16 protein-coding genes are annotated in these 18,090 nt (G+C 64.4%); 6 read left to right on the forward strand and 10 right to left on the reverse strand.

The window, feature by feature from the left end:
• The first annotated feature begins 44 nt into the window (after positions 1-44).
• The 4 genes from AC1DRP_RS05295 to AC1DRP_RS05310 are packed head-to-tail and all read left to right on the forward strand — an operon-like array spanning position 45 to position 3,947.
• Positions 45-1,055: an ABC transporter permease subunit gene (locus tag AC1DRP_RS05295; RefSeq protein ID WP_476767974.1), complete on the forward strand. Its 1,011-nt coding sequence runs from the start codon at positions 45-47 to the stop codon at positions 1,053-1,055.
• 2 nt (positions 1,056-1,057) lie between these two features.
• Positions 1,058-1,966, forward strand: coding sequence for an ABC transporter permease subunit (locus tag AC1DRP_RS05300; RefSeq protein ID WP_476767975.1), 909 nt, complete (start codon positions 1,058-1,060; stop codon positions 1,964-1,966).
• Between the two features lie 8 nt (positions 1,967-1,974).
• Positions 1,975-2,946 carry an ABC transporter ATP-binding protein gene (locus AC1DRP_RS05305; RefSeq protein ID WP_476767976.1) on the forward strand — a complete coding sequence of 324 codons (972 nt, stop codon included), beginning with the start codon at positions 1,975-1,977 and terminating at the stop codon, positions 2,944-2,946.
• A complete protein-coding gene (locus tag AC1DRP_RS05310; protein WP_476767977.1) occupies positions 2,943-3,947 on the forward strand; it encodes a dipeptide ABC transporter ATP-binding protein in 1,005 nt (334 codons plus the stop codon). The genes AC1DRP_RS05305 and AC1DRP_RS05310 overlap by 4 nt, the downstream gene beginning before the upstream one ends.
• Before the next feature lie 328 nt (positions 3,948-4,275).
• Here AC1DRP_RS05310 and AC1DRP_RS05315 read toward each other — a convergent pair whose 3' ends face one another.
• The 9 genes from AC1DRP_RS05315 to AC1DRP_RS05355 all read right to left on the reverse strand — a co-directional run bounded on the left by AC1DRP_RS05315 (position 4,276) and on the right by AC1DRP_RS05355 (position 14,976).
• Positions 4,276-4,455: a transposase domain-containing protein gene (locus tag AC1DRP_RS05315; RefSeq protein WP_476767978.1), complete on the reverse strand. Its 180-nt coding sequence runs from the start codon at positions 4,453-4,455 to the stop codon at positions 4,276-4,278.
• A gap of 157 nt (positions 4,456-4,612) precedes the next feature.
• Positions 4,613-6,400, reverse strand: coding sequence for an amidohydrolase family protein (locus AC1DRP_RS05320; RefSeq protein ID WP_476767979.1), 1,788 nt, complete (start codon positions 6,398-6,400; stop codon positions 4,613-4,615).
• Between the two features lie 169 nt (positions 6,401-6,569).
• A complete protein-coding gene (locus tag AC1DRP_RS05325) occupies positions 6,570-6,941 on the reverse strand; it encodes a RidA family protein (protein WP_476767980.1) in 372 nt (123 codons plus the stop codon).
• 150 nt (positions 6,942-7,091) lie between these two features.
• Positions 7,092-8,387, reverse strand: coding sequence for an NAD(P)/FAD-dependent oxidoreductase (locus AC1DRP_RS05330; RefSeq protein ID WP_476767981.1), 1,296 nt, complete (start codon positions 8,385-8,387; stop codon positions 7,092-7,094).
• Positions 8,388-8,444: 57 nt separating this feature from the next.
• On the reverse strand, positions 8,445-9,998 hold the full coding sequence (locus AC1DRP_RS05335) for an ABC transporter substrate-binding protein (protein ID WP_476767982.1): 1,554 nt from the start codon (positions 9,996-9,998) through the stop codon (positions 8,445-8,447).
• Between the two features lie 23 nt (positions 9,999-10,021).
• On the reverse strand, positions 10,022-11,365 hold the full coding sequence (locus AC1DRP_RS05340; protein ID WP_476767983.1) for an MmgE/PrpD family protein: 1,344 nt from the start codon (positions 11,363-11,365) through the stop codon (positions 10,022-10,024).
• A gap of 19 nt (positions 11,366-11,384) precedes the next feature.
• A complete protein-coding gene (locus tag AC1DRP_RS05345) occupies positions 11,385-13,157 on the reverse strand; it encodes an ABC transporter ATP-binding protein (protein ID WP_476767984.1) in 1,773 nt (590 codons plus the stop codon).
• On the reverse strand, positions 13,157-14,038 hold the full coding sequence (locus tag AC1DRP_RS05350; protein ID WP_476767985.1) for an ABC transporter permease: 882 nt from the start codon (positions 14,036-14,038) through the stop codon (positions 13,157-13,159). Before AC1DRP_RS05350 ends, AC1DRP_RS05345 begins: the two co-directional genes overlap by 1 nt.
• Entirely contained in the window at positions 14,035-14,976 is a 942-nt protein-coding gene (locus AC1DRP_RS05355) for an ABC transporter permease (protein ID WP_476767986.1), read from the reverse strand. Before AC1DRP_RS05355 ends, AC1DRP_RS05350 begins: the two co-directional genes overlap by 4 nt.
• Before the next feature lie 189 nt (positions 14,977-15,165).
• Between AC1DRP_RS05355 and AC1DRP_RS05360 the strand changes: the two genes are divergently transcribed.
• Complete coding sequence (locus AC1DRP_RS05360) at positions 15,166-15,942, forward strand: IclR family transcriptional regulator (protein ID WP_476767987.1); 777 nt, start codon at positions 15,166-15,168, stop codon at positions 15,940-15,942.
• A gap of 734 nt (positions 15,943-16,676) precedes the next feature.
• On the opposite strand, the gene AC1DRP_RS05365 is transcribed toward AC1DRP_RS05360, so the two are convergent.
• Positions 16,677-17,384, reverse strand: coding sequence for an alpha/beta hydrolase (locus AC1DRP_RS05365; protein ID WP_476767988.1), 708 nt, complete (start codon positions 17,382-17,384; stop codon positions 16,677-16,679).
• Positions 17,385-17,674: 290 nt separating this feature from the next.
• Between AC1DRP_RS05365 and AC1DRP_RS05370 the strand changes: the two genes are divergently transcribed.
• A complete protein-coding gene (locus AC1DRP_RS05370) occupies positions 17,675-18,088 on the forward strand; it encodes a DUF2177 family protein (protein WP_476767989.1) in 414 nt (137 codons plus the stop codon).
• Positions 18,089-18,090: the final 2 nt, after the last annotated feature.

Below are 18,090 nucleotides of genomic sequence, written 5' to 3' on the forward strand. Positions count from 1 at the left end.
GAAGCGCATCCGCTTCCGCCGCCCTTTTCACGCAGGCGAGGCTCATGCTCCGTTATCTTGCGGCCCGGATCGGCCTGATCGTCCCGACCTTCTTCGGCATCATCTTCCTGACCTTCATCCTGATCCGCCTCGTGCCGGGGGATCCGGTGGAAGTGCGCCTCGGCGAGCGCGGCATCGAGCCGGAGCGACATGCCGCGCTGCTCAGGCAGATGGGGCTGGACAGGCCGCTCTTCGAACAGTTCCTCGGCTATGTCGCCGGGGTCCTGCGTGGTGATCTCGGGGTCTCGTTCTCGACGCAGCAGCCGGTCCTGCGGGAGTTCCTGAGCCTGTTTCCGGCGACGATCGAGCTGACATTCTGCGCCGTGCTGCTCGGCGTGCTGATCGGGATCCCCGCCGGCGTGCTGGCGGGGCTGAAGCGGGGATCGCTCTACGACCACCTGATGATGATGGCTTCGCTCACCGGCTATTCCATGCCGATCTTCTGGTGGGGCCTGCTTTTGATCCTGACCTTCTCGGTCAATCTGCACTGGACCCCGGTCTCCGGGCGCATAGACCTCGCCTATTTCGTCGACAGCGTCACCGGCTTCATGACCATCGACGCCCTGCTCTCGGACGAGCGCGGCGCCTTCCGCTCGGCGGTCTCGCATCTGCTGTTACCGACGATCGTGCTGGCGACCCTGCCACTGGCGGTGATCGCGCGCATGACCCGTTCGGCGATGCTCGAGGTCCTCGGCGAGAACTATATCCGCACCGCCCGCGCCAAGGGGCTTTCGGCCCTGCGCGTCGTCAATCTCCATGCGCTGCGCAATGCCCTGATCCCGATCGTCACCGTCATCGGCCTGCAGATCGGCGTGCTGCTCGGCGGGGCAATCATCACCGAGACGATCTTCTCCTGGCCGGGCATCGGGAAATGGCTGGTCGAGGCGATCGCGCGGCGCGACTACCCGGTCCTGCAAGGCGGCGTGCTCATCATCTCTTCGCTGGTGATGCTGGTGAACCTGATCGTCGATGTCGCCTACGGGTTGCTCAACCCGCGCATCCGGCACGGGCGCTGATCATGGCCTCGCTCGAAACCAGCACGACGAAGCCGCAGCGACGCGCCCGGCGCGAAAGCCTGACCGCCGAAACCTGGCGCTCGCTGCGTCGCAACCCCGGCGCGATGATCGGATTGGCGATTGTCGTGCTCCTGCTGCTGACCGCGGTTTTCGCCGATATCGTGGCGCCGCACGGGCCAGCGGAGCAGTTCCGCGACCACCTGCTGCAGCCACCGGTCTGGTCGGAGGGCGGGGCATGGCGCTTCCCGTTCGGGACGGACGATCTCGGGCGCTGCGTGCTGTCCCGCCTCATCCACGGCTCGCGCCTGTCGCTGCTGATCGGCTTCCTGGTGGTGAGCTTCTCGCTGACCTGCGGCGGCCTGCTCGGGCTGGTMGCCGGCTTCTTCGGCGGCACCGCCGATCTCCTGATCATGCGGGCGATGGACATCCTGCTGGCGCTGCCGAGCCTGCTGCTGGCGCTGGTGATCGTCGCGATCCTCGGTCCCGGCCTCACCAATGCGATGATCGCCGTGGCGGTGGTCTTCCTGCCGCATTTCGCCCGGCTCATGCGCGCCTCGGTGCTCAGCGAAGCGGCGCGGGACTATGTCGTCGCCTCGCGGGTCGCCGGGGCCAGCCGCTGGCGCCTGATGACCGATACGATCCTGCCCAATTGCGTGGCGCCGCTGATCGTCCAGACCACGCTGAGCTTCTCGGCCGCAATCCTTGATGCCGCCGCTCTCGGCTTCCTCGGCCTCGGCGCCCAGCCGCCCACGCCGGAATGGGGTACCATGCTCGCCTCGGCGCTGAGCTTCCTTCAGGCCGCGCCCTGGGTCGTGACGCTGCCCGGCTGCGCCATCCTGATCACCGTGCTCGCCTTCAATCTTCTCGGCGACGGCCTGCGCGATGCGCTGGACCCGAAACTGAAGCGGTGAGAGAGACGATGCCCCTGCTCGAAATCCGCAATCTCACTGTCGAGTTCCCCACGGATGACGGCGCCTTCCGGGCGGTCGACGGGCTCGACCTCGATCTCGACCGGGGCGAGGTGCTGGGCATCGTCGGCGAATCCGGCTCCGGGAAAAGCGTGACCATGCTCGCGCTGATGGGGCTCCTGCCCTGGCCGACGAGGGTGCGCGCCGACAGGATGTCCTTCGACGGAACCGACCTCAGGAACCTGCGTGCCTCCCGGCGCCAGCGGATCATGGGCAAGGATATCGCCATGGTCTTCCAGGAGCCGATGACCTCGCTCAATCCCTGCTTCAGCGTGGGCTTCCAATTGGTCGAGGCCTTGAAGACCCATGAAGGCGGCGATCGCGCGGCCTTGCGGCGCCGGGCGGTCGAGCTGTTGGAGAAGGTCGGCGTCCCCGATCCGGAGCGCCGGATCAAGGCGTTCCCGCATCAATTGTCGGGCGGCATGTGCCAGCGGGTGATGATCGCGATGGCGATCGCCTGCTGGCCGCGACTCCTGATCGCCGACGAGCCGACCACCGCGCTCGACGTTACCATCCAGGCCGAGATCCTCGGCCTGCTCGCGGAGCTCCAGCGCGAGCAGGGGATGGCGATGGTGCTGATCACCCATGACATGGGCGTGGTCGCCGAGACGGTCGACCGCGTCATGGTGATGTATGCCAGCCAGCAGCTCGAATTGCAGAAGACACGCAGCCTCTTCGGCAATCCGCGCCATCCTTATACCGCGGCGCTGCTGGAGGCTCTGCCCGAGCGCAATCTCGGCAAGCGACGGCTCAACGTCATCCCCGGYACCGTTCCCGGTCTGGCGGACCGGCCCGAGGGCTGCATCTTCTCGCCGCGCTGCGGGATCACCGGCGAGCGCTGCCGCGACAGGCCGCCGCCTCTCACCGAATGGAGCCACGGTCAGGTCCGGTGCTTCTATCCCCTGGATGGGCAGGCGCGATGACGACGACGGATGCGCCGAAGGTCGTGCTGGAAGCACGCGAGCTGCATCGCAGCTATCTCGTGTCCTCGGGTTTCCTGTCGAAGCCGGGGGAACTCCGGGCGGTGAACGGGGTGAGCTTCCGGATGGAAGCCGGGCGCACGCTCGCGGTCGTCGGCGAATCCGGCTGCGGGAAATCGACGCTGGCGCGCCTGGTCACGATGATCGAGCGGCCGACGGCGGGGCAATTGCAGATTGGCGGCGTCGAGGTCGCGACGGCGACGCCGGCCGCACTGCGAGCCATGCGCGCCTCGGTTCAACTGATCTTCCAGGACCCGTTCGGCTCGCTGAATCCGCGCAAGCGCATCGGCGACATCCTGGACGAGCCGCTCGCCGTGAATACCGATCTCGACTGGGACGCCCGGCACGATGCGGTCACCGCCATGCTGGAGCGCGTTGGACTTCGCCCCGAGCACGCCTCGCGCTATCCGCACATGTTCTCGGGCGGCCAGCGCCAGCGCGTCGCGATCGCACGCGCACTGATCCTCAACCCGAAGATCGTTGTCGCCGACGAGCCGGTCTCCGCGCTCGACGTCTCGGTCCGCGCCCAGGTCCTGAACCTGATGATGGATCTGCAGGAGGAGTTGGCGCCGTCCTATCTGTTCATCTCGCATGATCTCGGCGTCGTCCGTCACATCGCCGATCGCGTGATGGTCATGTATCTCGGCGCGGTGGTCGAGCATTGCGAGAAGGAGCGCTTCTTCGCACGCCCGCTGCACCCTTATTCGCAGGCGTTGCTCGCCGCGACGCCCTCCATCGACGGTGCGGCACGCTCGCGGCATGTAAAGATCGCCGGCGAGTTGCCGTCGCCGTTCGACCGGTTCGAGGGATGCGCGTTCGCTCGTCGCTGCCCCGCCGCGACGAACCGGTGCCGGAGCGAGAGACCGACATTGCGAAGCGTCGATGAACGGTTGGTGGCTTGCCATCACCCCGGTGGCACGATGTCTCTGCCTGACGGCGCTTAGCTTGGGACACTTGCCATCGCGATTGACGTCACAAGGTCCTGGCGCTGGCCCTGACGAGAGAAAGCTGCAGAACCGTACTATGGACAGCGCTCCCCTCGCGCGCGTCCCATCGTTCGGCGGACCCGAGTGTTCGCGGTTCTGTACCGGAATGGTTGAGTTTTGGCGCGCCGTTCCGGATAAAACTGCGAACATCTATGTTATTGAAATATCGATTTAATTTTTGGTCGGCATCGCCCCATTTTTCTGGATCGCCGTCGCTCCATGCCTCGTTAGTGCAGCCTCGCCATAAGCACTCCGCGGCAGCTCCACAGATTTGGGCTTGAGGTTTTCAGAAGCGCCATGGCACGAGCTCATCGATAGGGCTTTGTGGGTGGCCGTTTATGAGTCCGTCCAGAGTTTCGGCGATATAGGCGACGGGATTGACGTCGTTGAGCCTCCAGGTGGCGGCGATGGATGGGCAGGGCCCTTTTCTCCGCCTCGACCTTATGACCCGTGACCTGAGCCCCAAATCTGGAAAAGGATTAGGGTCTCAAGTCATAACGCCTTCGATAGACGGCGCACATGACGGCCCCGCGCCGCCGGAGGGATGCCGATGTGCTTCGAGGTGATAAGGCGATGGCAGGGGCCCCGGCGGCCCGGCTCTTCGCCCGGCCGCCCACTGGCCTTCAATAGAAGGTGACGTTGTCGATCGAGAGCCAGAATTTGCTMTTCGGCGGGCGCGATCCACCAAACTCGATCTGGGTGATGCCGTCGCCGGTCCAGGCATTGCCAGCTTTGCCTGAGGTCGGTAGCGGGGCGAGCTTTGCGAAGTCGATGCTTACGCTCGTCCAGTCGGTGGCGGTCTCGAACGGTACCCGCCATCTACCGTCCAGGCCGTTGAGCGTGAATACATAAGTGCCCGCGCCGCGCACGTCGAAGCGCACGCCCGTGTAGCCACGCACATCAACTGGCACGACAGACCCACGCGTCAGCGGGATGGCGACACCGGCATAGGCGTTATCCTTCGTCGCCATACGGCCGGTGATGAGCAGCGCCTGCCCGCCACCCTGGCGCGGCTCGATCTGCGTCACCATCAGCGTACGGTCCACGCCGCCGTCGGGCGCATCCAGGCGCAGCGTGTCGAGCGAGGAACGGCCGTCCTTGCGTTCGAAGTCGTCGACCAGCGCCGCCACCTTCACCGAAGGCAGGCGGTTGGCGATGTTGGTGGCAGGCAGTGTGTGCGCGTCCGGACCAAAGACCAGCTTGCCGTCGATCAGCACGCTGTCTGTTCTGGTCACATCGTCGATAGTGATCCAAGGCTTGCCGTCGATCAGTACCAGGTCGGCGCGCTTGCCGACCTCGATCGTGCCGCGATCCTTGTCGAGGCCCATCATCTGCGCGCTCGTCTTCGTGCCTGCTACCAGCGCCTGCGCCGGCGTCAGGCCTGCTTTCACCAGCAACTGCATTTCCAGCAGCGTGGAGGATCCATGCGGCGTCCCGGTCTCACCCGCGTCGGTGCCGACACCGATCTGCACGCCGGCGTCATGCATGACCTTCACATTGTACATCAGGACGTCAAACTTGGCCTTCGATCGAGCCAAACGTTCGGGCGTCATGGTGTTGCCAGGCTTGTAGGGAGAATAGACGGCCATGGTTGGCACCATGCCAGTGCCGTTCTTCTGGAACAATGCTATCGTATCGGCCGAGACCTTGCGGTCCTGTATGGCGTGGGCGAGCGAATCCACCCCGGCGCGCGATTCGACCTCACCCTTGTCGACCGTGACCGTGTGGGTCACGACCTTCAGATTATGTTTGTGCGCTTCCTCGGCCAGCGCGCGCAGTGTCCCTTCGTCCATGCTGGTGTTGTCGGGCGCCGTGCCATAGCGCCAGCCATCGGCGAATACCTTTATGAGGTCGGGCTTGTACTTCAAGACCTGATCGACCGAATACCGCGCGGCGTTCGGCGTGTTGACGGTGATCGTCGTGGCCTCATCCGCCCAGTCGGCGCCATGGCCGCCCGGCGTGCTGAGGCGAGCAGCGAAATTGACGTGCGGCGCGACAAGCTGGCTGAGCCATTCGCGACGCGGCGCGAAGGATTCAGGCTGTTGATTGTAATCATTCACTGTCGTTACGCCGCTTTGAACATAGGCAGTCGCGATCTGCGGTGTAGTGGTCGGGAAGCCGCGGCTGGTCGCCCAGTGCGTGTGGAGGTCGAAGAAGCCGGGAAGCAGCGCCTTGCCCCGCGCCTTGATGACCTGTGCGCCCTTGGGCACGGCCAGATCATTGCCGACCGCGACGATCCGGCCGTCCTCGATGATGACGTCGGCGATGTGCGGAGCCGCGCCAGTGCCATCGAACATGGTCGCACCGACGATTGCGACGACCTTCGGATCGGGCGCGCCTTGCACATGCCAGGACTGCGCACCGAAGACAGCGGTCGCGGACAAGAGGAGTACCTTCGCGTACTTCGTCATTGAAAACTCCTTGCGTGGGTTACCCGGGTGTTGGTGTGCAGATGCTGGCCGAGCAGCAGCCGGATGCGACCGGCTGCTGCTTGTTGGTCAGGTTGCGCAGGCCCACGCGCAGTTGCATGTCACGGCCGCCATTTTCGTCGACCGCGGCCTGGCCCGTAGAGGCCGAGGATCAGCCTGTCGTAAGAACTCCGGCCCGGGCCTGTATGATGAATTCGACCTTCATGTCCGGATTGGTCAGTTCAGCGAAGAAGCAGGCGCGCGATGGTGGAGTAATTTCGTTCACCCACTCGTCCCAAATCTGGTTAAATGTGGCGAGATAGTGCTTGTTCGACAGGATGATGGTCACGAACAGCAGGTCCGCCTTGGTCGATCCGACCTCGGCGAGGCGTTCCTCAACGCGCGCGAGGATCTGGCGGCTCTGGAGGGCGACGTCGTCGGATGTGTCGAATGGGCGGTCAGGGGTCGTCGCAAAATAGGCGACGCCGTTATAGATCGAAATCTTGCTGTAGCGCTTCTCGACGAACTTGCGCTGAATTTCCATGCGAATTCTCCTATTGGAAACGGGTACCTGAACTGCGCCTATTCTTGATGCTGTATTCCGCGCGGGATATCGCCGACGACTTGCCCCCGGAATGACGGTTCTCCCGGCTTGGGAAACGTCCGGAGGACGAGAACACCGGTTAAGAAGCTCTCAGCTTTCCAAGCCCGCCTTGCGTCGCTCGATCGTCGAGATGACGTGGAAGCCCACCGAGCGGAAAGGTTCCGGGGCAATGAAGCTTGCTTCGCCCATCAGCTCAGCCAGCTCAGCCGGCTTGGAAACGCCGCGGATCGCTTCGGCGAGGTGGCGGCCGAGCACAGTGCCCTTGGTGATACCCGCACCGTTGCAGCCGCCGGAAGCGTAGACTCCCTGGTCGACCTGGCCCCAGGCCGGTGAGCCATTCATGGTGAAGGCCGTGGTGCCGCCCCAGATATACTGGAAGGCGACATGGCTCAGGCCCGGCCAGCGCCGGGTGAAGCGGTCACGCAGCTGTTTTTCAGCCAAGAGTTGCGCAATCTCGGCCTTGTGAGCGTAGAGCGATCGGACCATCAGCCGATCGCGGCCAATGCGCCGCAGCGTCGTTCCGAGCCGGTGGGCGGGTAGAAGCCCCCAGGCGTCCGATTCGCCGAGATGGCTTAGATCGGCGTCCTTCACCGGCTCGGTGACGGCGGCATAGGTGAAGATCGACGCCATGCGCGTGCCGAGATAACCGAATTTCGGGATGTAGCCATTCGTGGCGAGGACAACGACGGGGCTGCGCACCGTGCCGCCATCGGTGATGAGGCGCCAGTCGTTTCCGTCGCGGCGCATCTCGCGGACCGGGCTCTTCTCATAGAGCCTGACGGTCTCCGGCAGCGCTTGGGCGAGCGCGCGGATGAGCTTGGCCGGCTGCATCAGCCAAGTGTCGTGCATCAGGAAGCCAAATCTATAATAATCGGCGCCGATGCAGTCGCGGATCGCCTTGCGGTCGAGCACGGTATGGGGAAAGTCGTTGGCCTTCGCGATTTCGACGCTTTTGCGCAGCGCGGCCTCGCCGGCCTCTGTTGCAGCCGCGCGGATCGCGCCGACCTGCTGCAGGTCGCAATCGTCGCCTTGCGACTTGACGATTCCAGTCAGCCAATCGAAGGCGTCGGTGTAGATCGCGCTCAGCTTGCGCGCCCGCTCGGAACGCTCGGGCGAGATTGCCCCTGGCATGACCCGGGAATTGGTGAAGCCGGAGTTGCGGGCCGAAGACCCTTCGCCGACAGTGGTTGCCTCCAGCACCGCGATCCGGGCCTGTGAATCGAGCTCATGGAGACGCCGCGCCGCTGCAAGCCCGGTATAGCCAGCGCCAACCACGACATAGTCGACGGCGAGATCGCCATTGAGCGGCGCATTGGCCTGGCGCGGCGGCAGCATCGCATTCCAGCCGCACAGGTTCGAGTAGTCCGGAAAGGTCGGTCGAGGCATGGTGTTACCGCTTGGGGAGAAGGGGCTGCGCCGTGTTCCGGCGCAGCCTTGTGACACTCAGTCGACGAAGTGGGTCTGCTCGGTGATCAGCGGCCCGAGCGACATCGAACCCTTGAAGTCGTAACCCCATTTCAGCTTCTCGGTCCGCACCATCACGCTGCCGGTCTCGATAACCGGGACGGCGCAGACGTTCGTGATGATCAGCTTTTGAGCCTCCTCCCAAAGCGCGATCTGCTTCTTCTGGTCGGGCTCGCTGCGGGCCTGCTCGATCTGCTTGTCGGCAACCTCGCAGTGACTGAAATTCACAATCGCCGTCGGCTTGCCGATGATGCTCGACGAATGGAAGAACTGCGTCAGGTAGTTGTCGGCCACAGGGAAGCGCGCCGCGCCGTAGAGCACGAGCGGGCTGAGATCCTTGCGGATCATCTGGTGCCAGGTCGCGTGCTCGACGGGCTGGAGCTTCAGGTTGAAGCCGCCTTCGCCGAGCTGCTCCTGAATGATCTGCGCCGAGCGCTCGAGGTTCGGGAGCTGACTCGCCAGCATCGTGACGTCGAGCCCATTAGGATAGCCGGCCTCGGCGAGCAGCTTCTTGGCCTTCGCGGGCTCGGTGGCGTAGAGGCCGTTATCCGTGGTGAAGCCGAGGTCTGCGCTCGGGACAGCCGACTTGCCCGGACGGGTCACGGTCGGGCCGCGGAACTGCACGACCTTGGCGGCGTCGACCGCATGGGCCAGCGCCTGGCGCACCTTCGGATTGTCGAAGGGCGGCTTGGTGACATTGACATGGAGCATGGTGAGCTCTGCCGGATCGAACACGTCGACCGCGATACCCGGCGTCTTGAGCGCCCGGTCGAGCCAGCGCTGATCAGTGTGGCCGCCGCCGGTGTCGATCTCCTTGGCCGCGAAGGCGAGATCGCGCGCCGCCGCATTGCTGAGGAAGCGGTAGACGACCTTGGTGAGCTTCGGCTTGCCGCGGAAATAAGCCTCATGCGCCAGGAAGGTCGCGTTCTGGCCGGGGGTGATCGACTCCACCCGGAACGGGCCGAAGCCGATCGGGCTGCGGCGGAAGTTATCACCGCGCTCCTCATAGGCCTTCTGCGAGATGATGAAGCCACCTGAATAGCTGGTCACAGCACCGAGCAGGCTGGGGATACGCTCCGACAGAGAAATGCGCACGGTGTAGGGATCGACGGCCTCGATCGACTTGAAGGCCTTGAAGTCGCCGGCGAATGCCGAGCGCTTGGGGTCGCGCGCCTTCTCAAGGCTGAACACGACGTCCTCGGCGGTCACTTCGCCGTAATTGCCCTGCCACTGCGCGCCCTTGCGCAGCTTGAAGGTCCAGACGAGGCGGTCGTCGCTGGCCTCCCAGCTTTCCGCCAGATCGCCCTCGATGCTGGTGGGGCTGGTCGAGCCCGGGGCGAAGCGCACGAGACCGCCGAACACCCAGGCTACCAGCGAGCGGTCGGAGGTCGAGGTCGCGTAATGCGGGTCGAGGTTGCCGACGTTCTCGGCGGTAGCGCCAAAGATCAGTTCGGTTTTTGCCGCAAAAGCTGGCAGTGGTGCAGCGACGACCAGCGCTAGCGCGCTGGTGGCCAATCCTATCTTCCCGAGCATTTATCCGTCCTCCCTTATGGTTATCAGTTCGTGTCTGTGGGTTTACTCGGAGACGGCGCTACGAGCGCATCGAACAGTGCGGCGAAGCCAGTACTGTGCAGGCCGGTCGCCGCGGCCAGGATTCGGTCCTGCGCGTCCGGCAGCAGCGCGGATGCACTGATCCGGCGGAATTTCTCCGTGACCTGTGGGTGGCTTATCGGGTTGGCGACGTCGCCGAGCGGAGCGGACACCGTCATGACGCGCGGCCCGTTGCCTTGGTCCAAGCTGACGCGGCAGGGTGTCGAACGGGGAAACAGGCTGTCGAAATCCTCATGCGAGGCCAGTTCGATGCGGCCAGCGAGTTCCAGAACGGCGGGATCGCGCAGGCTTGCGGGATCGACAGGCTGTAGGGCCGCCGCGCCATGGACAGCCGCGAGCGCACAGCTGAAATAGTAGCTGTACTGCCCGCCCTCGAGCGTGGTCGGCGCACGCGAGTTCGACAGGCGCAGGCCGCGCGCAAAGGTCTCGATGCGCAGGCTCTTGATCGGCTTGCCGGGTTCGCGCATGGCCAGGATGGCATCCACCGCCGCATGCATGTAGCGGCAGCAGGCATAGGGCTTGAGATAGCAATCCTCGAGCCACCAATGCGCGCCGAGCCGGTCCGTCAGAATGGAGCGGGTGTAAAAGTCTCCATTGTCGAGCAGATCGATCGGACCGGTTGCGCCGGCGCGCGCGCGGAAGGCTCCCGTGAGGCCGGACACCACAGCGGCCGGAATCGACTCCTTGACCGTGCTGCCCTGATATTTGCTACCACCAAAGACCAGGCCGAGCGGCCCCTCCACGGAAGCGATCGCCATGGCATGAGCGATCTCATGGCCGCTTAGTCCCAGCAGGCGGCCGGCAGCTGCCGCAACCCCGAAGCTGAGCCAGCGTCCGCTGGCATATGTGATGATTGTCGGTACCGGCCGCGCCGTCGCGACGCGCAGCGCGGCATCATAGCCGAGAGCGATCGCATCGAGGATGGCCGTACCCGACGAACCCAGCGCCTGGCCGACGGCGAAGGCTGCGGGGATGATACCCGCCCCGGGATGGCCGGCCGCGCCGCGATGGCCGTCATCAATGTCGAGTGCGCTGGCAGCTGCGGCGTTCGCCATGGCAGCGCCGGCTATGCTGAGCTTGTCATCAGTCAGCCAAACGCCGGCAGGCCCCGCTCCGAAGATGCCCTTTGCTGCCGAGCGCGCCGCGGTCGCCAGCGCTCCATCGAAGCCGGCTGCGCTGGCGGCAAGGAGATCGATGACGAGCAGTGTCATCATCTCGCGGGTGCGATCCGGCAAGTTGCCTTCGATGTGATGGGCAACGAAGGCGCCGAGTTCCTCGGTAGCGTACATTCTTGGACGGCCTGAGCGGTTATACGGCGAGACGGACGAAATGGCCTGCGGCCATCATGCCCCAGCGCTCCGGCGGGGGCTGGTAGTCGAGGGGCTTGATCGGGCTGCGCGCCGGACCGTCGCTGAGCGCCTGCGGCGGGCGCTGGACGCGCTGGTCGGGATGGGTGATCGGGATCGCCGCGAGCAGGCGTTGCGTATAGTCATGCGCCGGACGGCCGATGACATCGTCGCGGCCGCCGATCTCGACGACCTCGCCATAATAGAGCACGGCGACGCGGCTGCAGATCCGCTCGATCGCCGCCATGTCATGGCTGATGAAGAGATAGGACAGCCCGAACTCTTCCTGCAGGTCGATCATCAGGTCGATGATTTGCGCCTTAATCGCCACGTCGAGCGCCGACACGGCCTCGTCTGCGATGATGAGCTTCGGCGACATCGCCAAAGCGCGGGCGATGCAGATGCGCTGGCGCTGGCCGCCCGAGAATTCGTGAGGCAGGCGGTTGGCGCGATGCGGATCGAGCCCGACACGCTCCAGCAGCCACTCCATCCGCGACAGGGCTGCCTTGCCCGTGGCGATGCCATGCACCTTCATCGGCTCGATGATCGCCGAGCCGATGGTCTGGCGGCTGTCCAGCGAGCCAAACGGGTCCTGGAAGATCATTTGCACATTGCGCCTGAGCACGCCGAGGCTGCGAGAGTCGCTGTAGTCGATCCGGGTGCCTGCGACCGTGATCTCACCGGAATGGCGCGGCGCGAGATCGATGATCGCCTTGCCGATCGTTGACTTGCCCGAGCCGGATTCGCCGACGAGGCCCAACGTCTCGCCCTTGCCAATCGAGAAGGAGACATTCTCGACCGCACGGACCTCTCCCTTTCGGCGCATGAACAGCCCGGAACGGGAGGGAAAACGCACAGAAAGGTTCTTGACCTCGATGACCTGGTCCAACCCGGTGGCAGCCGCCGGTAGGCTTGCGACGGGGGCTGGTGCGCTGGTGCTTGCGGACAGTTTGCCGACGAGGCTCGGCGCGGCCTCGATGAGCCGGCGGGTATAGGCGTCCTTCGGATTCGAGAAGACTTCCTCGACCGTGCCGTACTCTATGCAGCGGCCATGGCGCATGACCAGCACATGGTCGGCCATTTCTGCCACAACGCCCATGTCATGCGTGATGAAGAGCACTGAGGTGCCCGTCTCGCGCTGCAGGTCCTTGAGCAGGTCGAGCGTCTGCGCCTGCACCGTCACGTCGAGCGCCGTCGTCGGCTCGTCGGCGATGATGAGACCGGGATTGGTCGCCAGCGCCATGGCGATCATCACGCGCTGACGCATGCCGCCGGAGAAGGTGTGAGGATAGTTGTCGATGCGGCGCTCGGGATCCGGGATCCTGACCTTGCGCAGCATGTCCATCACGGCCTCGCGCAGCGCCGCCCCCTTGAGGCCGCGATGAATGCGGATGGCCTCGCCGATTTGGTCGCCTATGCGCTGCACCGGGTTGAGCGATGTCATCGGCTCTTGGAAGATCATGCCGACCTGCCCACCGCGGATCTTCTGCTTTTCAGCCTCGCTGAGGGTGAGCAGTTCGCGGCCGGCGAGCTTGATCGAGCCGCTCGCGCGACCCGTGCGTTCCGGCAGCAGGCCCATGATGGCGAGCGAGGTCACGCTCTTGCCGGAGCCCGATTCACCAACCACGGCCAGAGTGCTGCCCGGTGCGATCTCGAAGCTCAGGTCCTTGACGACCGCCGCGCTACCGAAAGCGACGTTGAGGCCGCGGACCGAGAGGACAGGTTCGCCCTGCATCACGATGCATCCTTCAGGCGGGGATCGATGGCATCGCGCAGCCCGTCGCCGATCAGGTTAAAGGCGAGCACCAGCACGAGGATGGCGAGGCTTGGGAAGAGGGCGAGGTGGTAAGAGATCAGGATCGAGTCGAGCCCGTCGCGTACCATGCCACCCCAGGTTGGCGTCGGAGGCGRCAGGCCGAGGCCGACGAAGGCGAGAGAGGCCTCGGTGCGCACCGCCGTCGCCATCCACATCGAGGCCATGACCATGATCTCGGGGACGATCGCAGGCAGGATGTGCCGCAGGAGGATGCGCGGGCCCGAAAAGCCCATGGCGCGGCTGGCCTGCACATATTCCCGGTCGCGCTGGGCGATGACCGCGCCCCGCGCGATGCGGGCGAAGGAGGGCGTCGCACCGAAGGCAATGGCGACGATGATGTTGGTCATCGTCGCCCCCATCAACGCCACCAAGGCCAAGCCGAGGATCAGCGACGGGAAGGCGATGATGACATCCATGGCCTGCATCAGCACGATATCAATCTTGCCGCCGCGAAAGCCCGCGATCATGCCGATCAGCGAGCCGACCACGAGCGCGGTCAGGATTGAGAACACAGCGATATAGAGCGAGTAGCGCGCGCCATAGACCAGACGGGACCAGATATCGCGACCAAGCTGATCGGCACCGAGCGGATAGCGGCCGCCTGGTTCGGCGAATTGAGCCATCATGCTCTGGCGGGCCGGCGAGTGCCCGGTGAGATACGGCGCGAAAATGGAGGCGAGGACGAGGGCCGCGAGGATTGCGACGCCGACCCAAGTGGAGAAGCTCAGGCGCGACAGGAAGGCACGCACTTCGCTCGAGCGCGGCCTTTCGGTGGTCGACCCCGATGCAGGATTGCTCATTTGTACTGCACCCTCGGATCGAAGAAGCCATAGGTCAGGTCAGTGATCAGATTCACGATCACGACGATCATCGTGTAGATGACGATGAGGCCCTGCAGCAGCGTGTAGTCACGCTGGGAGAGCGCGGTGAGGATCAGCTTGCCGAGCCCGGGCCGCGAGAACACGATCTCGGTCAGCGCCGAGTGGCCGATCAGCACGCCGAGATATAGACCCACCACGGTGGTGATCGGGATCATGCAGTTGCCCAGCGCATGGCTCCACACCACGGCGGCGGACTTGGCGCCCTTGGCGCGGGCGGTGCGGATGAAGTCCTGGTTCAGTACCTCGAGCATGGCCGAGCGGGTTACGCGCGTGATGTACGCCATCATGATCAGCGCCAGCACGACGGTCGGCAGCGTCATCTGCCAGATGCGTGCACCTATGGTATCGCCGCCGCCCGAGCTGATGACGGGGAACCAGCCTAGCTGGATGGCAAAGACAATCAGGAGAACAATTGCCCCCACGAATGCCGGGATCGACAGGCCCAGCAGCGACAGGAGGCGCAAGGCGTAGTCGGGCAGCCGGCCGCGTCGGACGGCGGCCCAGACACCCGCGGGCACGCCGAGCAGGCAGCCCAGCATGAGCGAGGCGATGGTGAGCTCGATCGTATAGGGCAGCACGGCCAGGATTTCCTCCATGACCGGCCGGCCGGAGGACATCGAATTGCCGAGATTGCCCTGCGCCGCCTGAAGGAGAAAATCGCCGTATTGCGCGAGAAGCGGCTTGTCGAGGCCGAGCTTCTCGCGCAGCGCCTGCGCGCTGGCGGGGCTCGCCTGATCGCCGAGGATCACCATGACGGGATCTCCGGGAAGCACGCGCACGATCAGGAAGACGACGGTCAGAACGTTGAAGACCGTTACGAAGGCAAAGCCAAGGCGCTTTAGCGCAAATGAAAGCATCCAGCCCCCCGGACGGCCTGCTGCAAGGCCCTGAAGCGGTTGAGCCGGCGCGTAGAACTCTCCAGGTTCGCGCGGCGCCGAGCCCAGCCAACGGAAAGCTAGGCCACCGCCTCAATCGCTGTCAATGTATTCCGTTATTTGGCACAAAGAACTTATTGAAATTCCGATATTAGGAATTACATTTTGGCTATGAAGCAATCCGAGTCGTCCCTCAATGCCGAGCGAGCGCTCGACATCATCCTCATTCTCGCCCAAGCAGGGCCTGAAGGCCTGAGCCTTGCCGAAATCTCCGAGCACGCAGGCAGCGCGAAATCGGCGACGCATCGCACGCTCACCGCGCTCCTGCGAAAAGGCTTTGCTGAACCCGGGAGCCGCTATGGTCATTACCGCTCCGGACCAGCGGTCGAGACACTGGCGCGCCGGCAGACGCGGCTGGAGCCGCAGATCGACAATATGCGGCCCGGGATGACCGAATTTGTGCGCCGCACCGGTTTCACCGTCTATCTGATGATGCAATCCGGCGTGGATGCAGTCTGTGCCGAGATGATCAGCCGCTTCGAGCGGCACCAGTTTTCGATGGGGGTCGGCGCGCGCGTACCCATGGGTGTGGGTGCGGGTAGCTTGGCGGTGCTTGCGCTGCTGGACGATGCGGCTTCCGACCAGATCATCGCCTGGAACGAGGAGCGCTACATCAAGCATCCTTCGGAGCGTCCGGTGGATGCGTCCGTCGTTCGCTCGCAGGTGACCGCGGCTCGGCAGCGCGGCTATGCCATCAATATGGGGTATTATTTCTTGGGCCAGGGCGGGCTGGGCCTACCCTTCGCCGGGCGCTATCCGCATGAAGCCAACATGGCAGTGTCCTTCAGCGTACCGCTGGAGCTGATGACCGAGCAGTGGATGAAGGAGCATATCAACGAGCTCGCCAGCTGCATGGGCACGACGATCAAACCCCTGCGCCCGGTGTAGCGGTCAACGTCATCGGTCGCGCCGGGCAGTCCTTCATATGCGGTGACATCAAGGAACAGGGAGCGAAGTTTAGTCGCGCTGCGTGTGCTCACCGAATCGGCGGATGGTCATGTTCTCGATCTTCCGCTGGCGCAGCGGGCTGACAGCAGGCTCGGTCATGGAAGCCTCCAAGTACCAGGGGGAACGACCGCCAAATCCTCGGATGCAGCGCTTCAAACCGAGAAATCTCAGCACCGACGATGACGCAGCGCCCTACCGCGAGAGCGGTTTAGTCCAATGGTGCGCTCCAGACCCACCGAGAGAAAGCTGCAGAACCATCGGACACGCAACGGAGAGCGCGCGTCTTCTCACGAGAACGTGCGACATTTACCGCGAGGACAATGCCGCCAATGGCGAAGGCCTAAAGGATAGCTAACGGCCACTGGCTAACACCGGATGGTTCATGAACCAAGACGCCCGACAGCGGACGCTGTCAAAGTCCGGAATTGGCCAGAACCGCCCTCCCGCCTCGGGGCGGAACGCGCCAATAGCCGACTCTGGCCCATCGCCCGGAAGCGGACATACCCGATTGATCTGCTCAAGGCCCGCTCTCGACCCAAGTAAGACGTTCGCGGCAAACCGCCAAACGGTGAAGGATGGCCCTTAGCCGACATCTGGAACGTCCGTTTCCCGGCGCTCCAGGGCGGAACGCGGGGTGGAACCGTTGCTGGTGCAAAACTCGCCAGCCCCCCACCTCAAGTGGCCTGAAGAAATGCGACGACGTCGTCGAGAACCGGCGCTTGCCATTGCAGAATCCGAGACAGCGCTATGGCTGCGCCGGCATGGCCGAGGCCCTGATAAATCTTAAGCGACACCGATCGCGCGCCCGCTTTTCGGAGCGCTAGCGCAAGGCGCTCGCTGTTGCGCGGAAGCACCGTCGTGTCCTCCGATCCCGTGGCGAGAAAGACCGGCGGTGCGTCGCGCCTAGTAAAGTTGATAGGCTGAGTCTGGGCGGGGTCGCGCGCGTTCCCAAACGCTTCCTTCGTCACGTCGATATCGAACGGGAGAAAGTCGTAGGGCCCGGAGAGGCCGACAATGGACCGCATATCGCCGGCGCGTAGTCCCACGGCGGCAAGATAACGCTTGTCCAGCGTCAGCATCATCGCGTTGTAGGCGCCTGCCGAATGCCCCATCAGGTGGATCGCCCCCGGGGCGCCGCCGAAGTGTGCGATGTTGTCTCGCACGAAACGCAGCGCCTGCGCGCCGTCTTCGATGAAGACCGGAAAGCGGACCTCCGGGACCAAGCGGTAATCCGCGATCACCGTGACAAAGCCGCGAGCCGAAAGCGCGTCCCCCACGAAGGAGTAGGTTTCCTTGGCCCCGTTGGCCCAGGACCCGCCATAGATGAAGAACACCACCGGCTTCGGCGCTCTCCCGCCACCGGAAGGCACGTAGATATCCATGCGCTGCCGGGGATGCGGGCCATAGGCCACATCACGCGCGCCTTCGGTCAGGGCGCCGGGGCGCAGGGCTGCGCAGGGCTGCGCAGGCAGGCAAGGCAAGTCCGGCAAGCAGCGGCAAGATGGTGCGTCGGATAATCCGGATCGTCATGGTCGCCTGGGGCCGAGGAGATAACGCCTATTATACGCTCCGCCCCCGGAACGGATTTCCATGGCGATAGGCGAGGATCGCAAGCGGAACTGAACCAAGCCATCCCGCTCGGCGTATCTCCCGCAAGACCAGGGAGATTGCCATGCGCTTCGTTGCCGGTTACGTCGCCTTCCTCATCGCCTTCGGCATATGCGACGCCATCTGGCTGGGCACGATGACAACGAGGCTCTACCGGCCTGCGCTCGGCGATCTGATCGTCGAGCAGGTGCGCTATTGGCCGGCGGCGCTGTTCTATTTCGGTTTTCCGCTAGGGGTCGTGGATTTCGCGCTGATGCCCGCGCTGCGTGACGGCAGCGCGAGCGCCGCCTTGCTCAATGGCGCGCTCATCGGCCTGCTGGCCTATGCGACCTACGACCTGACGAACTACGCTACGCTGCGGCCCTGGACGCTGACGATCACGCTCGTCGACCTMGTCTATGGCACGGTCGTCGTCGGCCTGTGCACATGGGTCGCCTTTATCGTGGTCCGGCGCCTTGTTGGCTGGGGCTGGGTCTAGTC

The sequence above is a fragment of the Allobosea sp. 01N443 genome, from assembly GCF_056399325.1.